A 19,959-nucleotide genomic window follows, 5' to 3' on the forward strand; every position below is an offset into this window, starting at 1 on the left:
AGCATGACCCGACTTTCCGGAAACAATCAGAACCGCAGCGTCCTGATCATCGGCACCCTGGTCGCCGCCGCGCTGATCGCCCTCGCCCTGTTCGCCGTGCGCGGCAAGAGCACGACCACGACTGGCGAGGCGCAGACCTTCACCTACGCCAACTTGCCCTACGCGGGGCAGGCGAACGCGCCGGTCAACGTACTGGTCGTCGAGGACTTCAAGTGCCCCAACTGCAAGTCCTTCGAGGAAACGGTGGCGCCCGAACTGCGGACCAAATACGTGGGGACCGGCAAGGTCAAGATGTACTCGCTGGTCTACCCCTTCCTCGCCGACCGTCTACCCGAAGACGACAGCAAGTACGCCGCCCAGGCCGCCCGCTGCGTCTACGCTCAGGGCAAGAACGACGCTTTCAATACCTACAAGGAAATCCTGTTCCGCGCCCAGGGCCCGGAAACCGAAGTCTGGGCCACCAAGTCGCGCCTGAAGGAGCTGGCGACCAGCCTCGATATCGACCAGGCCAAGTTCGCCACTTGCCTCGACAACGACGAAACCGCCGCGCAGGTCGAGACCGACAAGCAAGAAGCCCTCAAGGCGGGCGTGGGCGGCACCCCCACCGTCTTCGTCAACGGCAAGCTGGTGAATGTCCAGAGCGATTACGTCAAGGACATCTCGGCGGCCATCGACGAAGCCCTCAAGCCGTGAGCAGCGGGGCATGAACCGCGACACCCGGTTGTACCTGGCCTGGTTGGTGGCCCTCGCCGCCACCCTTGGCAGCCTGTATTTCAGTGAGATTCGGCACTTCAACCCCTGCCCGCTGTGCTGGGCGCAGCGCATCTTCATGTACCCGCTGGCCGTCATTCTGGGCATCGCGGCGTTTGTGGGCGACCACGGCGTGCGGCGCTACGTGCTGCCGCTGGCGGCGCTGGGGCTGGGCTTCGCCATCTTCCAGAACCTCGAAACCTGGGGTTTCGTTCAGTCCATCAAGGCGTGCACCGTCAACGCTGCCGCTGCCTGCAACACCCCCTGGCCGGTGTGGGGAACCAGCCAGGACACGCTGAACCGTGCGCTCACCATCCCGGTGCTGAGCATGATCGCCTTTGCGCTGATTCTGGCGCTGCTGAGCTGGCCCCGGCAGCGCGTGACCGTGCCCGAAAGCGCGGCAGTCCAGGGCTAAAGTTGCAACTCGAGCGCCCGGCCCCCTATACTTCTCCGGCCCGGTTTGCCTGCCAGCGTGCAGCGCGAGCCTGAAAAGGAGTACGAACGTTTCTGCCCGTGAAGAGCGGGACCTCGGAGACGGTCCGCTGCCCGAAGGAGACCCCCCATGCAGACCCACATCAAGATCAACCGCGGCGAGCTGCTGCGCGGCATCGAGCAGGACCACACCCGCCAGCTTCCCGACTTCCGCCCCGGCGACACCGTGCGCGTGGACACCAAGGTGCGCGAAGGCAACCGCACCCGCAGCCAGGCCTTTGAAGGCGTCGTCATCGCCATCAACGGCTCGGGCAGCCGCAAGAGCTTTACCGTGCGCAAGATTTCGTTCGGTGAAGGTGTGGAGCGCGTGTTCCCCTTCGCTAGCCCCCTGGTCAATCAGGTGACCATCGTGGAACGCGGCAAGGTCCGCCGCGCCAAGCTGTACTACCTGCGCGAACTGCGCGGCAAGGCCGCCCGCATCAAGAGCGACCGCAGCCGCGTGATGAAAGACGCCGCCCGCGCCCAGCAGGACAAGGCGAACGCCAGCGCCAGCCAGGCCGCTGCGGCTCAGGCCGACGTGACCGTCATCAGCGCCGCTCCCGAAGTGGCCCCCGAAACCCAGGGCGAATAAGTCCAGGGCTCCCAAGCCCGCCTGCCTCCGCGTGAGGTGGGCGGGTTTCTTTTGGCTGTGGGGTGGGCGTTTACAGGTAAGCCAGTTCCCAGTCCTTGGCCCCGTGCGCCAGCCCTGCTCGCAGCAGCGCGAGGCCACTCGGCGCCGGGTCGCGCCAGTGGGGGAGGCCACTCAACTCAGCCTCGAACTCGGCCAGCGGGCGGCGGGCGACGGGCTGCACGGTGTCTGTTACGGTGCCTGCGCTGACCTCATAGACCGCGCTATACACGTTGCCTTTGCGGGCGTCGAGGCTCACCGCCTGCGGGCCGTCGCCGCGCACCAGACTTTCCAGGGTGGACACGCCGCGCACTTCGGCGCCCCACACGCGGGCGAGCCCCAGCGCGTAACTCGCGCCGACGCGCACGCCGGTATAGGAGCCGGGGCCGGTGCCGATAACGATGGTCTGGGCCTGAAACGGCAGCCCCGCCGCCCCGAACAGGGCACGGGTCTCGTCGGCCAGCCGCTCGGCGCTCGCCCGCCCGACCTCCTGCACCCGCTCCAGCTCGCCGCCGGGCCAGCTCACGGCCAGCGTGAGGAAGGGGGTGGCGGTGTCCAGGGCGAGGGTCACAGAAAGAGGGGTGACAGGGGCGGCGGAGACGGTCATCGGGCGTATTAAAGCAGAGGCCGGGGCAGGCGCCCGTGTGCCCTGCCCGCTCTCATCTCTTTGTCACCCCGGCAGGGACGTTTGACCGCCCCTTTTTCGCCCCCTGGAAGAAGGGCAGGTGTTATCCTCTGCTCACTATGTCGAACATTGCCAAAGGGCTTGAAGGTGTTCTCTTTACCGAGAGCAAGCTGACGTTTATCAACGGCTCGGAGGGCATTCTGACCCACCTGGGCATTCCGATTCAGGAATGGGCCGAAAAGAGCACCTTCGAGGAACTCAGCCTCGCGCTGCTCGACGCCAAACTGCCCACCGCCGAGGAACTCGCCAAGTTCGACGCCGAACTCAAGGCCAACCGCGCCATCCCCGATCAGCTCGTGGGCATCATCCGCGACATGCCCAAGGGCGTACACCCCATGCAGGCGCTGCGCACGGCGGTCAGCTACCTGGGCCTGCTCGACCCTCAGGCCGAGGACATCACCCCTGAGGCCCGGCGCGCCATCAGCACCCGCATGATCGCGCAGTTCTCGACCATCATCGCGGCGATCAACCGCGCCCAAGAAGGCCAGGACATCGTGGCCCCCCGCGCCGACCTGACCCACGCGGGCAACTTCCTGTACATGCTGACCGGCAACGAGCCCACCCCCGAGCAGGCCCGTCTGTTCGACATCGCGCTCGTGCTGCACGCCGACCACGGCATGAACGCCTCGACCTTCACGGCGATTGCGACCAGCTCGACCCTCAGCGACATGTACTCCTGCATGGTGAGCGCCATCGGCGCGCTCAAAGGCCCGCTGCACGGCGGCGCCAACGAAGCCGTGATGACCATGCTCGACGAAATCGGCACCGTGGACAAGGCCGAGGCGTACATCACGGGGAAGCTCGACAACAAAGAGAAGATCATGGGCGTGGGCCACCGCGTCTACAAGTACTTCGACCCCCGCTCGCGCGTGCTGCGCGACTACGCCGAGCACGTCGCCAACAAAGAAGGCAAGAGCAACTACTACCAGATCCTCGAAGCCATCGAGAAGATCATCGTGGACCGCATGGGCGCCAAGGGCATCTACCCCAACGTGGACTTCTACTCCGGCACCGTGTACAGCGACCTGGGCATCAAGAAGGAATACTTCACCCCCATCTTTGCCCTGGCCCGCATCAGCGGCTGGTGCGCCAGCGTCATCGAGTACAGCCAGGACAACCGCCTGCTGCGCCCCGACGCCGAGTACACCGGCGCCCGCGACCAGCACTACGTGGACATCAAAGACCGCCAGTAAGCGGAGAAGGTAAGAAAGGGGGCCGGAGCATGGCGCTGCGGCCCTTTTTCTTTGCTGCCTGTTTCGCTTTACAGCAGCCTGCCACCATCATGCGCTTCGGGCGTCTGCACCGGCACCCCCCGCGCATTCAGGGCCTCGCGCAGCATGGGGATGTTTTTGAGGGCATGCCCGCCAGTCGTGTTCTGGAAAAACACGTACAGCTCGGAGAGGTCACCGGCGACTGCCGCAATTTTCTCGGCCCATTCGTCCATCTCGGCGCGGTTGTAGAGGTAATCGTGGCGCTCGCCCGCGCTCTGGCCTTCCCACCAGGTTTCGCGGTTGCGCCCGTGCAGGCGCAGGTAGCCCACGTCGCCGGTTACGTGGACCTGGGGTTCGGGCATCCCACCCACTGGCGGGTAATCCGGGCTGACCCAGATGATGCCGAATTCGCCCATGCCCTCGCGGACTTCGGGTTTGTCCCAGCTCGCGTGCCGCAGTTCCACCGCGAGTTCGTGCCCAGCAAAGCGCTCGGTGAGCAGCGCCAGATACTTGCGGTTGGCGGCGGTGCGGTGAAACGAGTAGGGAAACTGCGCCAGATACGGCCCCATCATGCCGGCCTCGCGCAGTGGCTCGGGGCTCTGGAGCATTCGGTCAAAGTCGGTGTCGGTGGGAGCGCGTACGTGGGTAAAGACCTTGTTCAACTTGACGGCGAAGCGCACCCACCCGCCCGATTTGCGGACCATGCCTTCAAAGGCCTTGAGGCCGGGAATCGCGTAGAACGATGAATTGAGCTCCACCGCGTCGAAGTGGTGGGCGTAGGTCTCCAGAAAGGCGTCTTTCTTGACGCCCTCGTAAATCAGGCCCGGAGCCGTCCAGTCCTCGTCGGTGTAGCCGCCGCAGCCGATGTAGACGCGCATGGGGGAGAGGGTAGCGGGTGGGCGTGGGAAACATATTTACAGTCCGCAGAGAATCCCAGCAGAGACTTGGAACTCCAGTAGCTCTCAGGGCAAGCAGGAGCAGGCGCTGCCTTGCATTGGCGTCCTGCGCCCTGAACGTCTGACCCCGTTCCGCCTACAATCTCCCCCGTGACCCGCTCCGTCAGCCACCCGCCCTACGCCGACCCCTTCGCCCACCCGCCCGAGACTTCGCCACAGGAACTGACCGCCCAGCTGACTCCCGGCGCCCGTTTTCAGGACGTGCGCTTTGAGAACTACCGGCCCAACCCGGAGTTTCCCAGTCAGGCGCAGGCGCGCGACCAGCTTGCGGAATTCGTGCGGCAGGCGGGGCAAAAGGCGAGCGGCGGGGGCTTCTGGCCCTTCAAGCGGAGGGCCCCGGAAGGGCGCGGATTTTACCTCGACGGCGGCTTCGGCGTGGGCAAAACGCACCTGCTGGCGAGCGCTTACCACGCGGCCAAAGGGCAGTCTGGGGGCAGCGGGGGCGACGTGGCCTTCATGTCGTTTCAGGACCTGATGTACCTGATCGGGGCGCTGGGGATGCCGCAGGCCATCGAGACTTTCCGGAACTACAAGCTGCTGCTGATCGACGAATTTGAACTCGACGACCCCGGCAACACCCACATGGCGAACACCTTTCTGGGCGGGCTGATGCCGAGCGGCGTGAGCGTGGTGGCGACCTCCAACACCGAGCCGGGGGCGCTAGGCGCAGGGCGCTTCAATGCCGAGGATTTTCAGCGGCAGATTCAGGGGATCGCCGACCGCTTCGGGCCGCACCGGATAGACGGCCCCGACTACCGCCAGCGCGGCACCGAGCCCGCCCAGCCGCTCAGCGAGGCCGAGTTCGCGGCGTGGCTCGCGCGCCAGAACCCGCAGACGACGGCGCTGATGACGCACGCCGAACTCAACCGCGCTCTGCTGAGCGTGCACCCGAGCCGCTTTGCCCGCGTGCTGGAGCAGGTGAGCGGCGTAGCGGTGACGAACCTGGAACCGATGCCCGAGCAGGGAGAAGCGCTGCGCTTCGTGCATTTCGTGGACAAGGTGTACGACCTCGGGCTGAGCGCCGCGTTTACCGGGGTGCCGCTCAATGCCCTGTTTGACGACATCTACCGCAACGGCGGCTACGCCAAGAAGTACAGCCGGGCGCTGAGCCGCCTCTCGGAAATGCTGCGGGAGGCGCGGGGGTAAGGGACTTTTCCCTGTCCTCCAGCTCCCATGTTTCGCCGTGACCCCCTCATGGCCCAGTGGCGCGCCGTGGCCCGCTTGCTTGAACTGGACGACGCGCAGGCCCGCGCCCTGCTGGGGCTGGTGCGGCAAACCTTGCGGCGCGGCGGGGTGCTCGGCGTAGCGCGGGGAGACGAGCGGCAGCTGCTGACCTTCGGCGGCGTACCGGAAAATGGCGTCTTTGAGCTGGCGAGCGTGACCAAGCCCTTCACGGCGGCCCTCGCCTCGGCGCTGGTGCGCGATGGGCGGCTGGACTGGAACGCGCCCCTCGCCGCGCTCGGCGGGCCGCTGCGCCGCTTGCCCCGCGCGCTGACGCCTTATGCGCTGGCGACCCACACGGCGGGGCTGCCTCCGCAACCGGCGCGGGCTGCGCTGACCACCTTCACCCGGTTTGCCGACCCCTACGGCGGCATGTCACCGGCGGACGTGCTGGCGAGTGCCCGCCGCTGGGCCAATCCGGGGCAGGCGGGGCGCTTCGGATACTCCAACCTCGGCGCGGGGGTGCTGGCGCTGGGGCTGGCGCACGCGGCGGGGGAGGAGACGTCGGCAGCGGGCTATAAGCGGGCGCTGCGTCGCCTGGTCACCTTTCCACTCGGACTGCCGGGCGTGGGTCTGACCCCGGCGCGGGATGTCGTGCCGCCTTACGGTCTGCTCGGCGGGCAGGCGGTGACGGGCTTTGCCGAACTCGCGGGCGCGGGGGGCCTGTTCGGGAGCGCGGCGGAGTTGCTGCACTTCGGCGAGGCGCACCTGAGCGGGGCAGCAGGGCAGCACTGGCGGCAGGCGCAGGCTTTTCCCGGCTTGCCGCCGCTCTACGCCGGGGCCGCGCCGGGGTGGTTTCAATCGGGGAGCACCGTCTGGCACGACGGCATTGCCCGTGGCACCCGCACGGCGCTCGGGTTCTCGCCGCGATCCGGCGCGGTGGTCACGCTGCTGGTGCGCGGAGCGGTGCCGCTGGTGGGGGTGCGGGCGGGGGTACCGCTTTTGCTGCTCGGGTTGCTGGGCGGGACAGACCGTTAGAGCATTTGACAGAATGATCAGATCTGTCTTTGACCCTCTACCAAGGGGAGAATTGTCAAGCTGCGAAGTAGAGGGCCTTGCGGAGCAAGGGTGAGGGGTCTTCACGTCCAGTCCTGCGCGAACTGCTCCCAACTCGCCGTGTCGCGGGGGCACCCGCCCGTCTCCGTCCATTCCCAGTAGGGGGTGTAGAGGCTGCGGGCGGTGACCAGCTCATCGCGGAAAATCCGGGCGCTGAGGCCGGTGTCCAGCAAACCGCTCGTTTCAAAGCGCTGAAGCACGCCGCTGCGGTCGTAGGGCACCCGGCGCAGCTCGGTCTGCCAGCCCTGCGGCGTGGCGGTGAGCAGCAGGTACTGCGCGCGGGGGTCGCCGTCCGCCGGAGAACCGACGGCCCCGGTGTTCAGCACCCTCACGCCGCCCACCAGCGCGTCGGCCTGGCGGTGGATGTGCGAGCCCACCAGCACGCCCGCGCCCGACTCGTCGGCAATGCGGCGAACCAGCGCGGGGTCGGTGCGTTCGCTCAGGCCCCGGCGGTAGTCGTCGGGGGTGCCGTGCGCGAGCAGCACGTCGGGCAGGCCGGGCACGCTCAGCCGCGCGGTCAGCGGCCAGTCTCCCGGTACGTCGAGCAGCCCTGCCGCGTGCAGTTGCTCGGTGCTCCAGGCCGTCGCGCCCCAGAAGGGGTCGTCGTACCAGTCCTGCGGCAATTTATCGCTGCGCGTGTGCCACAGCCGCAGCAGGTCGTCGTGGTTACCGAGGACAAACGACGTGTCGTCGCGGGCGAGCAGTTCTTCCATCACCTGCACCGAATCCGGCCCCCGGTTCACCACGTCGCCGTTGACGATCAGCCGCTCGGCGCCCTGCTCCGCCGCGTCTTTCAGCACGGCCCGCAGGGCGTCGGCGTTTCCGTGGATGTCGGCCAGCACAGCAATTCTCACGGGGGCATTGTAGGCGCCGCTTCCGAAGAAAATACTGAAGAAAACCCCATACCCGTTCAGGCCCCGTTTGTGGTTACAGTAGGGCCATGAAGCCACTGAAGATGCTGACTGTTGTTCTGCTGGGTGCTGGAACGTTCGCTTCGGCGGCTTCGGTGACTTCGGCGGTCAAGACCGAGATCAACCAGCTCGCCCGCCAATACACGGGCCGCCCGTGCCTGAGCAATGGCGAATACGGCCTGGACACCGAGCCTTTTGGCCGCAAGGTGTCGCCGAGCGAGCTGAGGACGGCGCGGGATATCCTGTACCGTCAGTTGCTGGAAGGTTTCGACCAGAGTGCACGCAAAAACCACTTCACCTACGAGGTGCGCTACAACCAGAACCGCGTCTGGGTCTGGGCCAAAGCCCCCAACTCCTCCCGGCAATATTTCACCTTCGCGACCCTCAGCCCGACCGGCATTCGAATGGTGAGCTGCCTACAGTAAGCGGACAAGAAGAAACAGGCCCCTTCCCGCTGTGGAGGGGGCCTTTTGCTGTTTAAGGTTGCCGAATCCAGTACCGCCGAATGGGCTGGTCATGATACTGGGGCACCTCAAATTCCCCTTCCAGTTCGCCGCCGTTCGCCTCAATGACGCCGCGTGAGCCGAAGTTGTCCACATCGCAGGTGACCAGCACCGGGTCTATCCCCAGTTCGCGCGCCCGCTCCAGCGCCAGCCGCAGAATCAGGGTGCCGTAGCCTTTGCGCCGCGCGCTGGGGCGGATTTCGTAGCCGATGTGGCCGCCGAACTCACGCAGGCGGTCGTTGAGGCTGTAACGGATAGAGACGCGTCCCAGGTACTCGCTCCCCTCCACCAGCCAGCGGTATTCGGAGTGGACAAAGCCCTCCGGCAACTCGTTGCCCGGTTCGTAACGGGTCAGGTCGCGCAGGACTTTGCCGAAGTCGGCGCTGATGTCGTCGAGCTTCCAGACCAGCGTCTCGCCCAGGCCACTGCCGGTTTCCTGTGCCTCGCGCACGGCGGCGAGGAAGCTGTCTTTGTACTGTTCGGAGGGGCGTACGAGGTGTGGCATGGGTCAGGGTAAAGGTTGGCGGTGGCCTGGGCATCGGCCACCCGGCCTACCCTCACCCACCAACCGGGTTGGTCAATCTGTCCCGAAATGGCGTCCGCAGCCCCATAAAGCGGCGGGTGGGGGGCGTACAATCCGGGATGTGAAAGAAGCGGCCTTCGACGTGCTTGACCTCGGCCTGCTGCCCTACCCGCAGGCGTGGGCGCGGCAGAAGCAGGAACTGGCCCGCGTGGCGGTGGGCGGGCGGCCCACGCTGCTGCTGGTGGAGCACCCCGCCGTGCTGACGCTGGGGCGCAAGGCGCAGGAGGGCGAGAACATCGTGGTCACGCGCGAGTATCTGGCTGCGCAGGGCATCGACGTGTTCGCGGTGGAGCGCGGCGGCGACGTGACCTACCACGGCCCCGGCCAGCTCGTCGCCTACGCCATTTTTCCAGTCGGGCGCCGGGTGCGCGACTTCCTGCGGCTGCTGGAAAACGCAGTGGTGACGGCGCTGGGCACCCTCGGCCTGCCCGATGCCCGGCCCAATCCCGGCTACGCGGGCGTGTACGTGGACCCGCGCGAGATCAACGGCAAGACCTACGACCAGAAAATCTGCTCCATCGGCGTGGCCATCAAGCAGAATGTCGCCCTGCACGGCATCGGCCTGAACGTCTGCACCAATCTGGACCACTTCGACCTGATCGTGCCCTGCGGCCTGACGGATACCCAGATGACCAGCGTGCAGCGTGAGTACGACCTGCGCGGTCTGGGCAGCGTCAGCATGGAGCAGGCGAAAAAGGCGCTGACCGACGCTTTCGCCTTGACCTTTGCCGACTATGATTGGAGCCTTCCGGGGGTGGCCGCCGGGCAGGAGGCGCTCTCTGTGGCCTCTCCCTAGCCTCCTTGACCAGCCGTCACCCTCCAGCGACCCTTTCCAACCGAGGAAACCGAAATGACCCAGCAAGACCCGTCCACCAAGGAACCTAAATTCATCAAAAACGGCATCTACCGCAAGGACAGCGTGCCGGTGCGCGAGAAGAAACCTGAGTGGCTGAAAGTCACCATCCCCACCGGGCAGGTGTTTACCGAAGTCCGCAAAATCGTGAAGGAGCACCGCCTGCATACGGTGTGCGAGGAAGCGATGTGCCCCAACATCGGCGAGTGCTGGTCGCGTGGGACGGCGACGTTCATGCTGATGGGCCACATCTGCACCCGCGCCTGCCGCTTTTGCGCGGTGGACACTGGCAACCCGATGGGCAAACTGGACCTCGACGAGCCGCGCAGCGTGGCCGACTCGGTGCGGCTGATGGACCTGAAGTACGTGGTGCTGACCTCGGTGGACCGCGATGACCTGCCCGACGGCGGCGCCTACCACTTCGCCAAGACGGTGAAGGCCATCAAAGAGGTCAATCCGCAGACCCGCGTGGAAGCGCTGACGCCCGACTTCGGCGGCAACACGGCCTGCGTGGACCTCGTGCTGGACAGCGGCGTGGATACCTACGCCCAGAACCTCGAAACCGTGCGGCGCCTGACCCACCCGGTGCGCGACATTCGCGCGAGCTACGACCGCACCCTGAGCGTGCTGGCCCACGCCAAGCAGGCCCGCCCCGACGTGATTACCAAGACGAGCCTCATGCTGGGCCTGGGCGAAACCCGCGAGGAAATCCGCGAGGCGATGGCTGATTGCCGCGCCGCCGGGGTGGACGTGCTCACCTTCGGGCAGTACCTGCGCCCCACCATGCACCATCTACCGGTGGAACGCTACATTTCGCCCGCCGAGTTCGACGAAATCCGCGAAGAAGGCATGCAACTTGGTTTCCTGGAAGTCGTCTCCGGTCCGCTGGTGCGCTCGTCGTACAAGGCTGAGCAGATCGTGATGGACCGGCCCGGCAACCTGCCCGAGCACCTGAGCCACTTAGACGGCGGCAGCGAATTGACCTTGATTTGAGATTGAGTGGGAAAGGGGCCGGGGCCATGCGCTCTGGCCTTTATTCTTTGGGTCGGTACTTGGCTTCGAGGCTCCACCAAAAGTCGGACGCGCCGCTGCCTACCGTCCGTTACCCTGACCTCAATGTCAAAATTCCGGCGAATACTGCTGCCCCTGGCGCTGCTGGCTGCCCTGGCTCCAGCACAGGCGGCCCCACCTACGAGCTATCAGGGGCCGGTGTACGGCGCTGGCGTGCCGAACGTCAAGGTGGTTCGCCCTCTCTGGACGTTGACGGTAGATAAGGCCGAGTACGGCGACAGGGCCGTGCTGCTCGCTGAAAACCGCGTGCTGGTGAAGGTGGGCGGGGCGTTGCAAGCCCGCGACGTGGCGACGGGCCGCGTGCGGTGGACGCTGCGGCAGCCGGGAAACCTGGGACTGGCCGACAAAAACGCTGTCTTTCTCACGTCCGGCCCCACCCTGAGCGCTTACCGGCTCAGCGACGGGCGGCGCCTGTGGACCCGCGACCTGGGCGGCGCGGTGCGCGATGTGGGCGAGTCGGGCGGCGTGCTGTACGCGACGACGGAACACGGCGGCATAGCCCTGAGCGCCGCGACGGGTCAGACACGCTGGGCCTTTAAAGAGCACGAAATGACGGGCTTCCGGACGGTTCTGGGCGACACAGGGTCAGGGGGCGTGGTGTTCTGGGACGCTTACCAGGGCGAGCCGCATTTTCCGGCCACCTACGCCTTTGACGCGGCGACGGGCAAACAGCTCTACCGCCTCGGCGGCACGACGGGGCCGCTGGGCGTGCGCGGCAAGGCGGTCCTGATGGCCGACACGAGCTTTATAGGAAGCGATGACAATGCCACCCTGACCTGGGTAAACCTGCGTTCCGGCGTCACTGAACAGGTCTTGAAGCTGGCCGCCGATTTCCGCTGCCCTGGCAGAGGCACCCTGGAGCGCCGCACGTCCGAAACCTTCTCTGCCCCGCCGCACATTTATGTCAATGACCAGTGCGGCACGCGGCTGCGGCAGTTCTGGGCGAATGACCCGGCGCTGGCTGGAAAAACGCCGTCCACGCCGCTGCCACCCGCCCGCACCTTCGCCGTGCCGGACGACGGTCGCTTTCGCCTGGGGCCAGTGGGGGAACTGTTGGTGTTTGAAAGCCGCATGGGAGAAGTGCGCTTGATTCCAACCACGGGCCGCGCGCCTATCAACTACAACGGGGTGGATATGCCGACCGGGACGGGCCTTGTCCTGCCGGGAGCGGGGCCGGTGTCGCGGTTGGACGCCCTGGGGAGCGTGCTGTATGTCGGGCGAGTGAATGGTGAGTTTCTCGCCTACGACGCCGCGAAGAAAAAGCCCCTCTACGCGGCGCAGCTTCCCTGGCGCGGCTTCGGGCCGACCTTCCGCAGTGGCAAGTACGCGGTGCTGACCACTCCCGGCGCACTGGCTGTGGTGCGCGAGCCCTGAAAACGCTGGTGGTCGGCGGCACCGGCATGCTGCTGGGACTGGTGCGCGAGCTCCTCGCGGCGGACGACGAGGTGTGGACGCTGGCCCGCCACGCCCCGGCGCTTACGCACCCGCGCCTGCATCCCCTGCTGGCGGACTACCGCGACGCAGCGGCCTTGCGCGCGGCCCTGGCCTCCGCCACGCCGTTTGACCGGGCGGTGGTCTGGATTCACTCTGCGGCGCCGGACGCGCCCTTCGTGGTGGCCGAAGCGGTGCGCGGGCCGTTTTTTCACGTCCTGGGCAGCGCGGTGGCCGACCCGTCCAGACCCGACGACGGGCGGCGGGCCCGTTTCGCCGCGCTGGGCACCGATGCGCGTGACGTAGTGCTGGGCTTCGTGCGGGAAGGCGAACACTCACGCTGGCTGACGAACGCGGAAATCTCGGCGGGGGTCTGGGAGGCTGTGCAGGGTAATGTTCAGCGGGCAGTGGTGGGAACGGTGACGCCGTGGGCCGCGCGGCCCGGCTGACCGGCGTGTTCCTGCTAGCCTCGCCTCATGCTTGACCCCCGTTCTGTTCCTTTTGCCGCTCAGATTCACCCCCAGGCCCGCCCGGCGCGGCGGCTGACCTGGGACTCGCGCGAGGCGGGGCCGGACACGGCGTTCGTCGCGCTGCCCGGCGAGAAGATGCACGGCAACAGGTTCGTCGAGCGGGCGCTCGCGGCGGGGGCGCCCTTCGTCCTGACCGACCTCGACGTGCCCCGCGCCGTGCGGGTAGATGATGCGCGGGGGGCCCTGTTCGCCTGGGCGCGGAGTGAACGGGCGAAAAACCCGCTGGTGGTGGGCATCACCGGCAGCGCGGGCAAGACGACCGCCAAGAGTTACGCGGCGGCGGCCCTGGACGCCCACTTCATGCCGGTGTTCAACACCATGCCCGCCATCGCCTGTTTTCTGGTGCAGTACGGCGCGAGCCAAAAGCCGCTGGTGGTGGAGATGGGCATCGACCACATCGGCGAAATGGCCGAGCTGATGGACCTCGTGCGGCCCGATGTGGGCGTCGTGACGACCATAGGCCCGGCGCATCTGGAGCAGTTCGGCATGGTGGAGACCATCGCCCACGAAAAGGGTCAGATTCTGACGGCGCGGCGGGCATTGGTCGGCTCGCAGGCCGCCGCCTTTTTCCCCAAGGCCCAGTTTCCCCACGTGGACAGCTACGGCTTCGGCGACGTGACGTTCCGGGGCGAGGGGCTGGAACTCTCGCCGCAGGCCGCTCGCTTCCGCTTCGGCGGCATGGGCGTGATTTTGCCGCTCGCCTCGCGGGTGCAGGCCGAGGCCGCCGTGCTGGGGATGGTCCTCGCCCGCGAAGCTGGCATCGCGCTGGCCGACGCCGCCGTGCGGATGAGCGCGGTGGAAGTGCCCGGCGGGCGCTACCGACTGCATCCGGGCCGGTTTACCGTCATTGACGACGCCTACAACGCGTCCCCGGTGGCGGTGCGCGCCGCGCTCGACGCCCTGCACGCGCTGAAGCCGGAGGGCGAGGTAGGCCGCCGCATCAGCGTGCTGGGCCGGATGCTGGAACTCGGCCCCACTGAGCGTGAGCTGCACGCCGAAGTCGGCAGCTATGCCCGCGAGCAGGCCGACCTGACCTACGGGGTGGGCGAGTTCGCGCAGGAGCTGGGCGAGCGCGCCTTCGCCACCGTGCCCGAGCTGCTCGCCGACCTGCTGAATGAAGTCCGTGACGGCGACATCGTGCTCGTCAAGGCGAGCCGGGGCATTTCCCTGACCCCGGAGCAGCGCGCGGTGACGGGCGTGGGGCTGGACGTGGTGGTGGAGGCCCTGCTCGACCAGCGCGACCGCTGACCTGCCGCTCACCCGGACCCGGCACAATCGGACCATGCCCCTCCCGCCCCGCTGGACCACACCGCGCCGCTTGCTTCGCCTTCCCGTGCTGGCCCTGCTGGGGGCCTCGCTGCTCGCCTGTGCCCCCGCGCCGTCTGCCGGGCGGGGAAGTGAGGCGGGAAGCACTGCCTCCGCCACTGGCGGGGTCCGCGCGGCCTTCAGCGACGATGGGGTGGCGTGGGTCAGTGGGGGCCGGGCGTGCGTGGCCCGCGTGCCGAGCTTTCAGCCGAGTTGCCCGCGCCTCGCCCCCGCCTCCGATGTGGGCTGGCAGCAGAGCGGTGGGCAGGGAGCCGACGCCTGGGCCGCGCTGCCGGGGCCGGGGCTGGTGGTCACGCTCGACCGGGCGCCGCGCAGCCTGAATGTGGGCGCGGTGGTCCTGCTGAGTAGCACCCGCATCTACCGCGAGGACGGCAGCGCCCTGACCTACAGCGGCGAAGCGGGTCGTGGCGTGGCCGGAGCGCCGCTGGCCGCCGTGACCGGGGGCGACGGGCGCGATTACGTGGTCCTGGGCCGCGAACTGCGCCGGGTGGACGACGGGGCAGTGCTTGACCGGGCGGCGCAGCCTTTCCTGTATGCCACCCCCAGCGGGGCCGCCAGTGCCGCCCTGCCCACCGCCAGTGACGGCCTGAGCCTTTACCGGCTGACCGGCAGCACCCTGGAACGCTTCAGTGCCGGGCAGGTGGTCGCTCGCGTGTCGCATGGCCCAGGGCAGGTGGGGCTGGTGCGCGGCGAGGTGGTTACGGTGGACGCGGCGGGCCGGGTGCGGCGATTCACTCTGCAACTCGAGCCGCTGAACTGAGCCTGGGACGCCGGGTTTCGGTGCCCTGTCCGTAGCTTGCGAGGGGCCAACGAGCGGCTCACCGACGCGCTCCGGCAGGGCCTGGGGGTGTCAGAGTTCCGTAAGCGGGGGGATGGTTCCATGGGCAGCGGTATGTCCGCCCTTGCCCTCACTCGCCGGCTTATTCCCGCAGCAGCTTCTGCCCGTTTCCGGAGCGTGGCCCAGGCCCCCGCATCGTTGCCGGGGGGGCCGGCCCGGGTAGATGAGTGAATGCTAAAATTCGCCGGACTCTGGAGGGAGCATGACGAGCCTCATTAACCGTTTTCGCAGTCGTTCCGCCGCCATCGGCGTGGAGATCGGCACCAGCACCATCAAGGTGGTGGCCCTTAAGGCAGGGGCCCCGCCTTCCCTGCAACACGCGGTGATGGTCCCCACCCCCATCGGCAGCATGCGTGACGGTCTGGTCGTCGAACCCCAGGCAGTGGCGAGCGAACTCAAAAGCCTGCTGGCCGAGCACCGCATCACCACCCGCCACGCCGTCACCGCCGTGCCCAATCAGGTGGCCGTGACCCGCAACATCATGGTGCCGCGCATGGACCGCAAGGACCTGCAAAGCGCCATTCGCTGGGAAGCCGAGCGCTACATCCCTTACCCCATCGACGAGGTCACGCTCGACTTCGACCTGCTCGACGACCCCGCCAACGTGCCCGAGGACGGGCAGATGGAAGTGGTCATCGCGGCGGCGCCCACCGAGGCCGTGCACCGTCAGATCGAGGTGCTGCGCCTCGCGGGCCTCGAACCCACCGTGGTGGACCTCAAGAGCTTCGCGGCGCTGCGGGCGCTACGCGGCAACCTGCTCGGCGAGCACCTCACCAAGAGCACCCTAACCGGCACCAACTACACCGAGGCCGGCGAGGTGGCGCTGGTGATGGAAATCGGCGCGAGCAGCAGCGTCATCAATCTGGTGCGCGGCGACCGCATCCTGATGACCCGCAACATCAACGTGTCCGCCGACGATTTCACCACTGCGCTGCAAAAGGCCTTCGACCTCGACTTTGCCGCCGCCGAGGATGTCAAGCTCGGTTACGCCACCGCCACCACCCCCACCGAGGACGAGGAAGACCTGCTCAACTTCGACCTCAGCCGCGAGCAGTACAGCCCGGCGCGCGTGTTCGAAGTGGTGCGCCCGGTGCTCGGCGACCTGATCACCGAAATCCGCCGCTCGCTGGAGTTCTACCGCGTGCAGAGCGGCGACGTGGTCATCGACCGGACCTTCCTCGCCGGGGGCGGCGCCAAGCTGCGCGGCCTGGCGGCGGCCATCGGGGACGCGCTGGGCTTCGGGGTCGAAGTCGCGTCGCCCTGGCTGACGGTGCAGACCGACCAGGCGGGCGTGGACACCGGCTACCTCCAGACCAACGCCCCCGAATTCACCGTGCCGCTGGGACTGGCGCTGCGGGGGGTGATGGGCCGTGGTTGAAATCAACCTCTTGCCCAAGGAGTATCGCCGGCAATCGCAGCCCAGCGTGTGGAAATACGCGTCCTGGGCGGCGGCTGGCCTCACGGCGGCGGTGCTCGGCGGCTGGTTCCTCTCGGTGTCGGGCGACACCAATCAGTTGCGCGAACGCTCGGCGGCGCTGCAACAGCAGATCGACGCGGTGGCCCCCCAGAAGTCCCGGTTCAACGACCTCACCGCCCAGCAGGGCGAACTCGAGCGCGTCACCCAGGTGGCGACGCAACTGCGCGACCAGAAGACCTACTGGTCCAACGACCTCGCGTCCTTCGTCGAGCGCGTGCCGGGCAACGTGGTGTTCAGCAACGTCAACATGTCCACCGTCGCGCCCGGTGCGGAGCCCAGTCTCGCCTACGCAGGCAAGCCCGTAACCCGGCAGCTTGACCTCACCGGCAGCGCCCGCAGTCAGGAAGCGATTGTCGGCTTCCTCAACGCCTTTGAGACCGACAGCAATTTCGGCGTCGATTTCAAGGGGATGCAGCATGACGCTACCAACGGCATCTACACCTTTACCGCCAGCATCGGGGTTGTGGGCGATCAGCCGAGCGCCGCGCCGGGGGCTGACCCGACAGCGCAGGGCGCGCCTGCCACTGGAACGGCACCGGCTGCCCCAGCGGCTCCTGCGCCGACGGCCACCACCCCCGCTGCCGCGCCGGCCCAGGGAGGTGCCCAGTGAAAGCCATCAAGCTCGCCCCCCACTACATCTTCGCGCTGGTTCTGACCCTGTGCTTGGTGCTGGGCTACCTCTTTTACACCATGGCGATTCAGCCCCGGCAACTCGAAATCACTTCCCTCAACGACGAGATCACCAACAAGGAAACCACGCTCGCCGCCGATCAGGCCAAAGCGGCGCGGGTGCCGACCTTGACGGCTGAAGTGGCCCGCCTCGAAGTCGAGCGCGAGAAGTTCCTGCGGGCGCTGCCGCCCACCGCCAACTTCGGTCAGGTGGTCGCCAACCTGCGCCAGACCGTGAGCGCCGCCGGGGGAGACCTCAAAACCCTCAATTTCGCTGGGAGCGGCGCGGCGGGGGCCAACCTGCCGGCGGGCGTGCGCCCCATCGGCATGACCATGTCGGTCAATGGCCGCTTTCCGCAACTGTTCCAGATTCTGCGCAGCCTGGAACTGCAAAACCGCTTTACCACCGTGGACAACGTGAGCCTGCAAACCCAGGGCGACGCCGGCACGGGCGGGGGCGGGACGCTGGGCAGCACCCTCGGCCTGACGGTCTATACCTTCGATGCGTCGGGCGCGACGAGCACCCCTGACGCGGCGGCTCCGGCAGCGGGCACGCCGGCCCCCGCTGCACCGGCCGCTGGAGGCACGCAACCATGAGCCGTTTTCCCACTGAAGACCAAACCCAGACCCAGACCATGACCGAGGTCACCAACGTCTCGCAGGAGAAATCACCGCTCAACCTCAACTTCTCGCGCGAAGTCAAGCTGGTGCTGGTGGTGCTCGGCATGGTCGCCCTGATCGGCGGCTGGTTCGTCCTGACCGGCCAGCCCGACGACCAGACCGTCACCGCGCCGGTCCCCGTGACTACCCCAGCCCCGGAGACGGCCACCACACCTGAAACCGCGCCGGCAGGAAATGCGGCCCCGGACGGTCAGACGGCGGGCACGGCCACAGAGACGACGACCACCCCAGGCACTACAGATGAGTCGTCCGGCAAGAAGGCGACAGGAACAGCCGCCAAGTCGCAGAAAGGCACGCAGTCTGGCGACGGCTCCGACGAAAGCCTGGTGGCGACGGTGCCGCCGTTGGAGGGTGAAGGCACGGCGACCCCACCGGTGCCCGTGCCCGGCGGCATCAACCCGGACCGCCCGCTCAAGACCCTCAGCGGCGCGGACCCCTTCGGCTCTCTGACGCCCAGTCCGGGAACCGGCACGGCTGGCGGGACGGCTCCAGCCACCCCGGTCGAAGCCCAAACTCCGGAAACTCAAAGCCCGGAGACGGCGCCCGAAACGCAGGCACCCACCGCGCAGAGCACTACCAATAGCCCAGCCCCGGTGGTCCTCAGCAGCCCGGCAGGCAGCAGTGTCAGCGGGCAGGGCGGCGTGCTCGATTACTCCTCGCGCCTCGATCAAGGGGCCCTGCCGACCCCTGTGATCCCAGTATCTCCGACGGAAGTCCGCAGCCCGGTGACCAGCGCTCCGGTCAGTGGCAGCTCAGTCAACGGCGACAGTGTCGGCAGCGGCATGGCGACAGCGCCCACGGTTGTGGTGAGCACTCCGGCTCAGCCCACCACCACTCCCTCGGCTTCAAGCCCAGTGGCTCGGAATACAGCGGGCCAGAGCGGAGCAGGACAGAACACGGGCGCCTCCCGCCCGGCCAGTGGCACCCCGTCGCGGGCCAGTGCTCCCAACGTGGTCGTCGTGCGTCCTCCGGCTCGCGTGTCCGGTACTTCGGCGGCGGGCGCGACGGGCAGCTCACGCACCGGCGCGGCGGGCACGCCCGCAGCAACGCCGACGCGCAACCAGTCTGCGTCCGGCACCCGCCCCGCGTCCGGGCAGACGCCGCCCCGAGTCATTGCGGTGGCCCCGGCGGGGGGCGCCCGAACTCCGGCAGCCCCCGGGAACAGACCGGCGACCGCCGCACCGACCCGGCCCAGCCCTTCCAGCACCGCTCCCAGCAAGACCGTCGTGGTGCGGCCCCCGGTCCCGGTCAGCGGGCAGCAACCGCCCCGCGTCGTGACCAGCCCCGCTGCGGGCGTCCCGGCGGGCAACGCAGCCCCAGCGCCGACCCCGCCTCCAGTCGTGGCGGCGCGGGTACCCCAGGCGAACACCGTGCCTGAGCTGGTGGCCCAGGCGGGCACGTCGGCGGCCCCGGCCACTTCCGGTGCGTCCGCCGGAACGGGCACGGCTGGTCAAGCGGGCAATGACGCCGCTGGCACGGCGGCCCTACCTCCCCTCATCACGGCGGTGGGCAGCGAGGCGGCTCCGGCCAGCACCGCTACGGCGGACGCAGGAAGCAGCACCCCGGCGGCGCCGGCAGCGACTGCCCTCGACCGCCTGCTCGCGCCGGGTCAGGTGGCCCTCAGCTCGGTGGTGCTCGGCCCGACCAACACGGCGGTGTTCCGCACGCCGCAGGGGTTCGTTGTGGTGGAGCAGGGGCAGACCGTCCCCGGCCTCACCGGCGAAGACGGCACCCCGGTCGTCTTGCAGAAAGTAGAAACCGGCGCCGTCACTGTGGCGCTTGGCACCAAGGTCAAATCTCTGGAACTGGAACAAAGGTGAGCCATGAATAAACGACACGCCCTCCTCTTGACTGCCGTGCTGGGCATGGCCACCGCTTATGCTCAAACTGCACCGACCACCACGACCGTCAATACGTTGCAGACGGTTTACCGTGACCCTAGTCTGACCTCTGCTCCAATTACAGCAAATGTAGGTAAATACGTCGGCCCCCTGTCTACTTTCTTGGCAAGCATCGCCAAATCGGCGGGCTACGAAGTGGTTTTCAATTTCAATATTGATGCGCTGGCCCTCATCAACGGTGAAATTGTTTTTGGAAATAGTACCGCT

The 19,959-nt window shown here is 67.6% G+C and carries 21 protein-coding genes; 17 read left to right on the plus strand and 4 right to left on the minus strand.

Annotated elements, in window-relative coordinates; translation table 11 throughout:
* Positions 1-3 precede the first annotated feature (3 nt).
* From DR_RS03890 to rplS, 3 genes are all read left to right on the plus strand, one after another.
* Positions 4-693, plus strand: a complete 690-nt coding sequence (locus DR_RS03890) for a DsbA family protein (protein ID WP_027479991.1) — start codon at positions 4-6, stop codon at positions 691-693.
* Between the two features lie 10 nt (positions 694-703).
* A complete protein-coding gene (locus DR_RS03895) occupies positions 704-1,165 on the plus strand; it encodes a disulfide bond formation protein B (RefSeq protein ID WP_010887400.1) in 462 nt (153 codons plus the stop codon).
* A gap of 147 nt (positions 1,166-1,312) precedes the next feature.
* On the plus strand, positions 1,313-1,813 hold the full coding sequence (gene rplS / locus DR_RS03900; protein ID WP_010887401.1) for a 50S ribosomal protein L19: 501 nt from the start codon (positions 1,313-1,315) through the stop codon (positions 1,811-1,813).
* 70 nt (positions 1,814-1,883) lie between these two features.
* Here rplS and tsaB read toward each other — a convergent pair whose 3' ends face one another.
* Positions 1,884-2,456, minus strand: a complete 573-nt coding sequence (gene tsaB / locus DR_RS03905; RefSeq protein WP_010887402.1) for a tRNA (adenosine(37)-N6)-threonylcarbamoyltransferase complex dimerization subunit type 1 TsaB — start codon at positions 2,454-2,456, stop codon at positions 1,884-1,886.
* Positions 2,457-2,593: 137 nt separating this feature from the next.
* Here tsaB and DR_RS03910 point away from each other — a divergent pair, with 137 nt between their 5' ends.
* Complete coding sequence (locus DR_RS03910) at positions 2,594-3,727, plus strand: citrate/2-methylcitrate synthase (RefSeq protein WP_027479989.1); 1,134 nt, start codon at positions 2,594-2,596, stop codon at positions 3,725-3,727.
* Positions 3,728-3,795: 68 nt separating this feature from the next.
* Here DR_RS03910 and DR_RS03915 read toward each other — a convergent pair whose 3' ends face one another.
* Positions 3,796-4,623 carry a DUF72 domain-containing protein gene (locus DR_RS03915; protein ID WP_010887404.1) on the minus strand — a complete coding sequence of 276 codons (828 nt, stop codon included), beginning with the start codon at positions 4,621-4,623 and terminating at the stop codon, positions 3,796-3,798.
* A gap of 168 nt (positions 4,624-4,791) precedes the next feature.
* Between DR_RS03915 and zapE the strand changes: the two genes are divergently transcribed.
* Both zapE and DR_RS03925 read left to right on the plus strand, forming a co-directional pair.
* Complete coding sequence (gene zapE / locus DR_RS03920) at positions 4,792-5,847, plus strand: cell division protein ZapE (protein ID WP_010887405.1); 1,056 nt, start codon at positions 4,792-4,794, stop codon at positions 5,845-5,847.
* A 27-nt stretch (positions 5,848-5,874) separates the two neighbouring features.
* Entirely contained in the window at positions 5,875-6,900 is a 1,026-nt protein-coding gene (locus DR_RS03925; protein WP_010887406.1) for a serine hydrolase domain-containing protein, read from the plus strand.
* A gap of 101 nt (positions 6,901-7,001) precedes the next feature.
* Here the strand turns inward: DR_RS03925 and DR_RS03930 are convergent, their stop codons facing one another.
* Positions 7,002-7,832: a metallophosphoesterase family protein gene (locus DR_RS03930; protein ID WP_027479988.1), complete on the minus strand. Its 831-nt coding sequence runs from the start codon at positions 7,830-7,832 to the stop codon at positions 7,002-7,004.
* 86 nt (positions 7,833-7,918) lie between these two features.
* Between DR_RS03930 and DR_RS03935 the strand changes: the two genes are divergently transcribed.
* Positions 7,919-8,314 carry a hypothetical protein gene (locus DR_RS03935; RefSeq protein WP_010887408.1) on the plus strand — a complete coding sequence of 132 codons (396 nt, stop codon included), beginning with the start codon at positions 7,919-7,921 and terminating at the stop codon, positions 8,312-8,314.
* Positions 8,315-8,366: 52 nt separating this feature from the next.
* Here DR_RS03935 and DR_RS03940 read toward each other — a convergent pair whose 3' ends face one another.
* Positions 8,367-8,897, minus strand: a complete 531-nt coding sequence (locus DR_RS03940; RefSeq protein WP_027479987.1) for a GNAT family N-acetyltransferase — start codon at positions 8,895-8,897, stop codon at positions 8,367-8,369.
* 139 nt (positions 8,898-9,036) lie between these two features.
* Between DR_RS03940 and lipB the strand changes: the two genes are divergently transcribed.
* The 10 genes from lipB (at position 9,037) to DR_RS03990 (ending at position 19,671) form a co-directional block, all read left to right on the plus strand.
* Positions 9,037-9,771: a lipoyl(octanoyl) transferase LipB gene (lipB, locus tag DR_RS03945; protein ID WP_017870512.1), complete on the plus strand. Its 735-nt coding sequence runs from the start codon at positions 9,037-9,039 to the stop codon at positions 9,769-9,771.
* A gap of 54 nt (positions 9,772-9,825) precedes the next feature.
* Positions 9,826-10,821, plus strand: coding sequence for a lipoyl synthase (lipA, locus tag DR_RS03950; RefSeq protein ID WP_010887411.1), 996 nt, complete (start codon positions 9,826-9,828; stop codon positions 10,819-10,821).
* Between the two features lie 123 nt (positions 10,822-10,944).
* A complete protein-coding gene (locus DR_RS03955; protein ID WP_227086001.1) occupies positions 10,945-12,273 on the plus strand; it encodes a PQQ-binding-like beta-propeller repeat protein in 1,329 nt (442 codons plus the stop codon).
* An 8-nt stretch (positions 12,274-12,281) separates the two neighbouring features.
* The gene (locus DR_RS03960) at positions 12,282-12,779 is read left to right on the plus strand and encodes a short-chain dehydrogenase (RefSeq protein ID WP_010887413.1); all 498 of its coding nucleotides are present in this window, start codon (positions 12,282-12,284) and stop codon (positions 12,777-12,779) included.
* A gap of 27 nt (positions 12,780-12,806) precedes the next feature.
* Positions 12,807-14,108: a UDP-N-acetylmuramoyl-tripeptide--D-alanyl-D-alanine ligase gene (locus DR_RS03965; RefSeq protein WP_010887414.1), complete on the plus strand. Its 1,302-nt coding sequence runs from the start codon at positions 12,807-12,809 to the stop codon at positions 14,106-14,108.
* Between the two features lie 34 nt (positions 14,109-14,142).
* Positions 14,143-14,946, plus strand: coding sequence for a hypothetical protein (locus DR_RS03970; RefSeq protein WP_010887415.1), 804 nt, complete (start codon positions 14,143-14,145; stop codon positions 14,944-14,946).
* Between the two features lie 280 nt (positions 14,947-15,226).
* Positions 15,227-16,402, plus strand: a complete 1,176-nt coding sequence (gene pilM, locus DR_RS03975; protein WP_010887416.1) for a type IV pilus biogenesis protein PilM — start codon at positions 15,227-15,229, stop codon at positions 16,400-16,402.
* The gene (locus tag DR_RS03980; protein ID WP_010887417.1) at positions 16,395-17,111 is read left to right on the plus strand and encodes a hypothetical protein; all 717 of its coding nucleotides are present in this window, start codon (positions 16,395-16,397) and stop codon (positions 17,109-17,111) included. The genes pilM and DR_RS03980 overlap by 8 nt, the downstream gene beginning before the upstream one ends.
* Positions 17,108-17,767, plus strand: coding sequence for a type 4a pilus biogenesis protein PilO (locus DR_RS03985; RefSeq protein ID WP_010887418.1), 660 nt, complete (start codon positions 17,108-17,110; stop codon positions 17,765-17,767). Before DR_RS03980 ends, DR_RS03985 begins: the two co-directional genes overlap by 4 nt.
* A complete protein-coding gene (locus tag DR_RS03990; protein WP_010887419.1) occupies positions 17,764-19,671 on the plus strand; it encodes a hypothetical protein in 1,908 nt (635 codons plus the stop codon). Before DR_RS03985 ends, DR_RS03990 begins: the two co-directional genes overlap by 4 nt.
* Positions 19,672-19,959: the final 288 nt, after the last annotated feature.

The sequence above is a fragment of the Deinococcus radiodurans R1 = ATCC 13939 = DSM 20539 genome (assembly GCF_000008565.1).
GTDB lineage: Bacteria > Deinococcota > Deinococci > Deinococcales > Deinococcaceae > Deinococcus > Deinococcus radiodurans.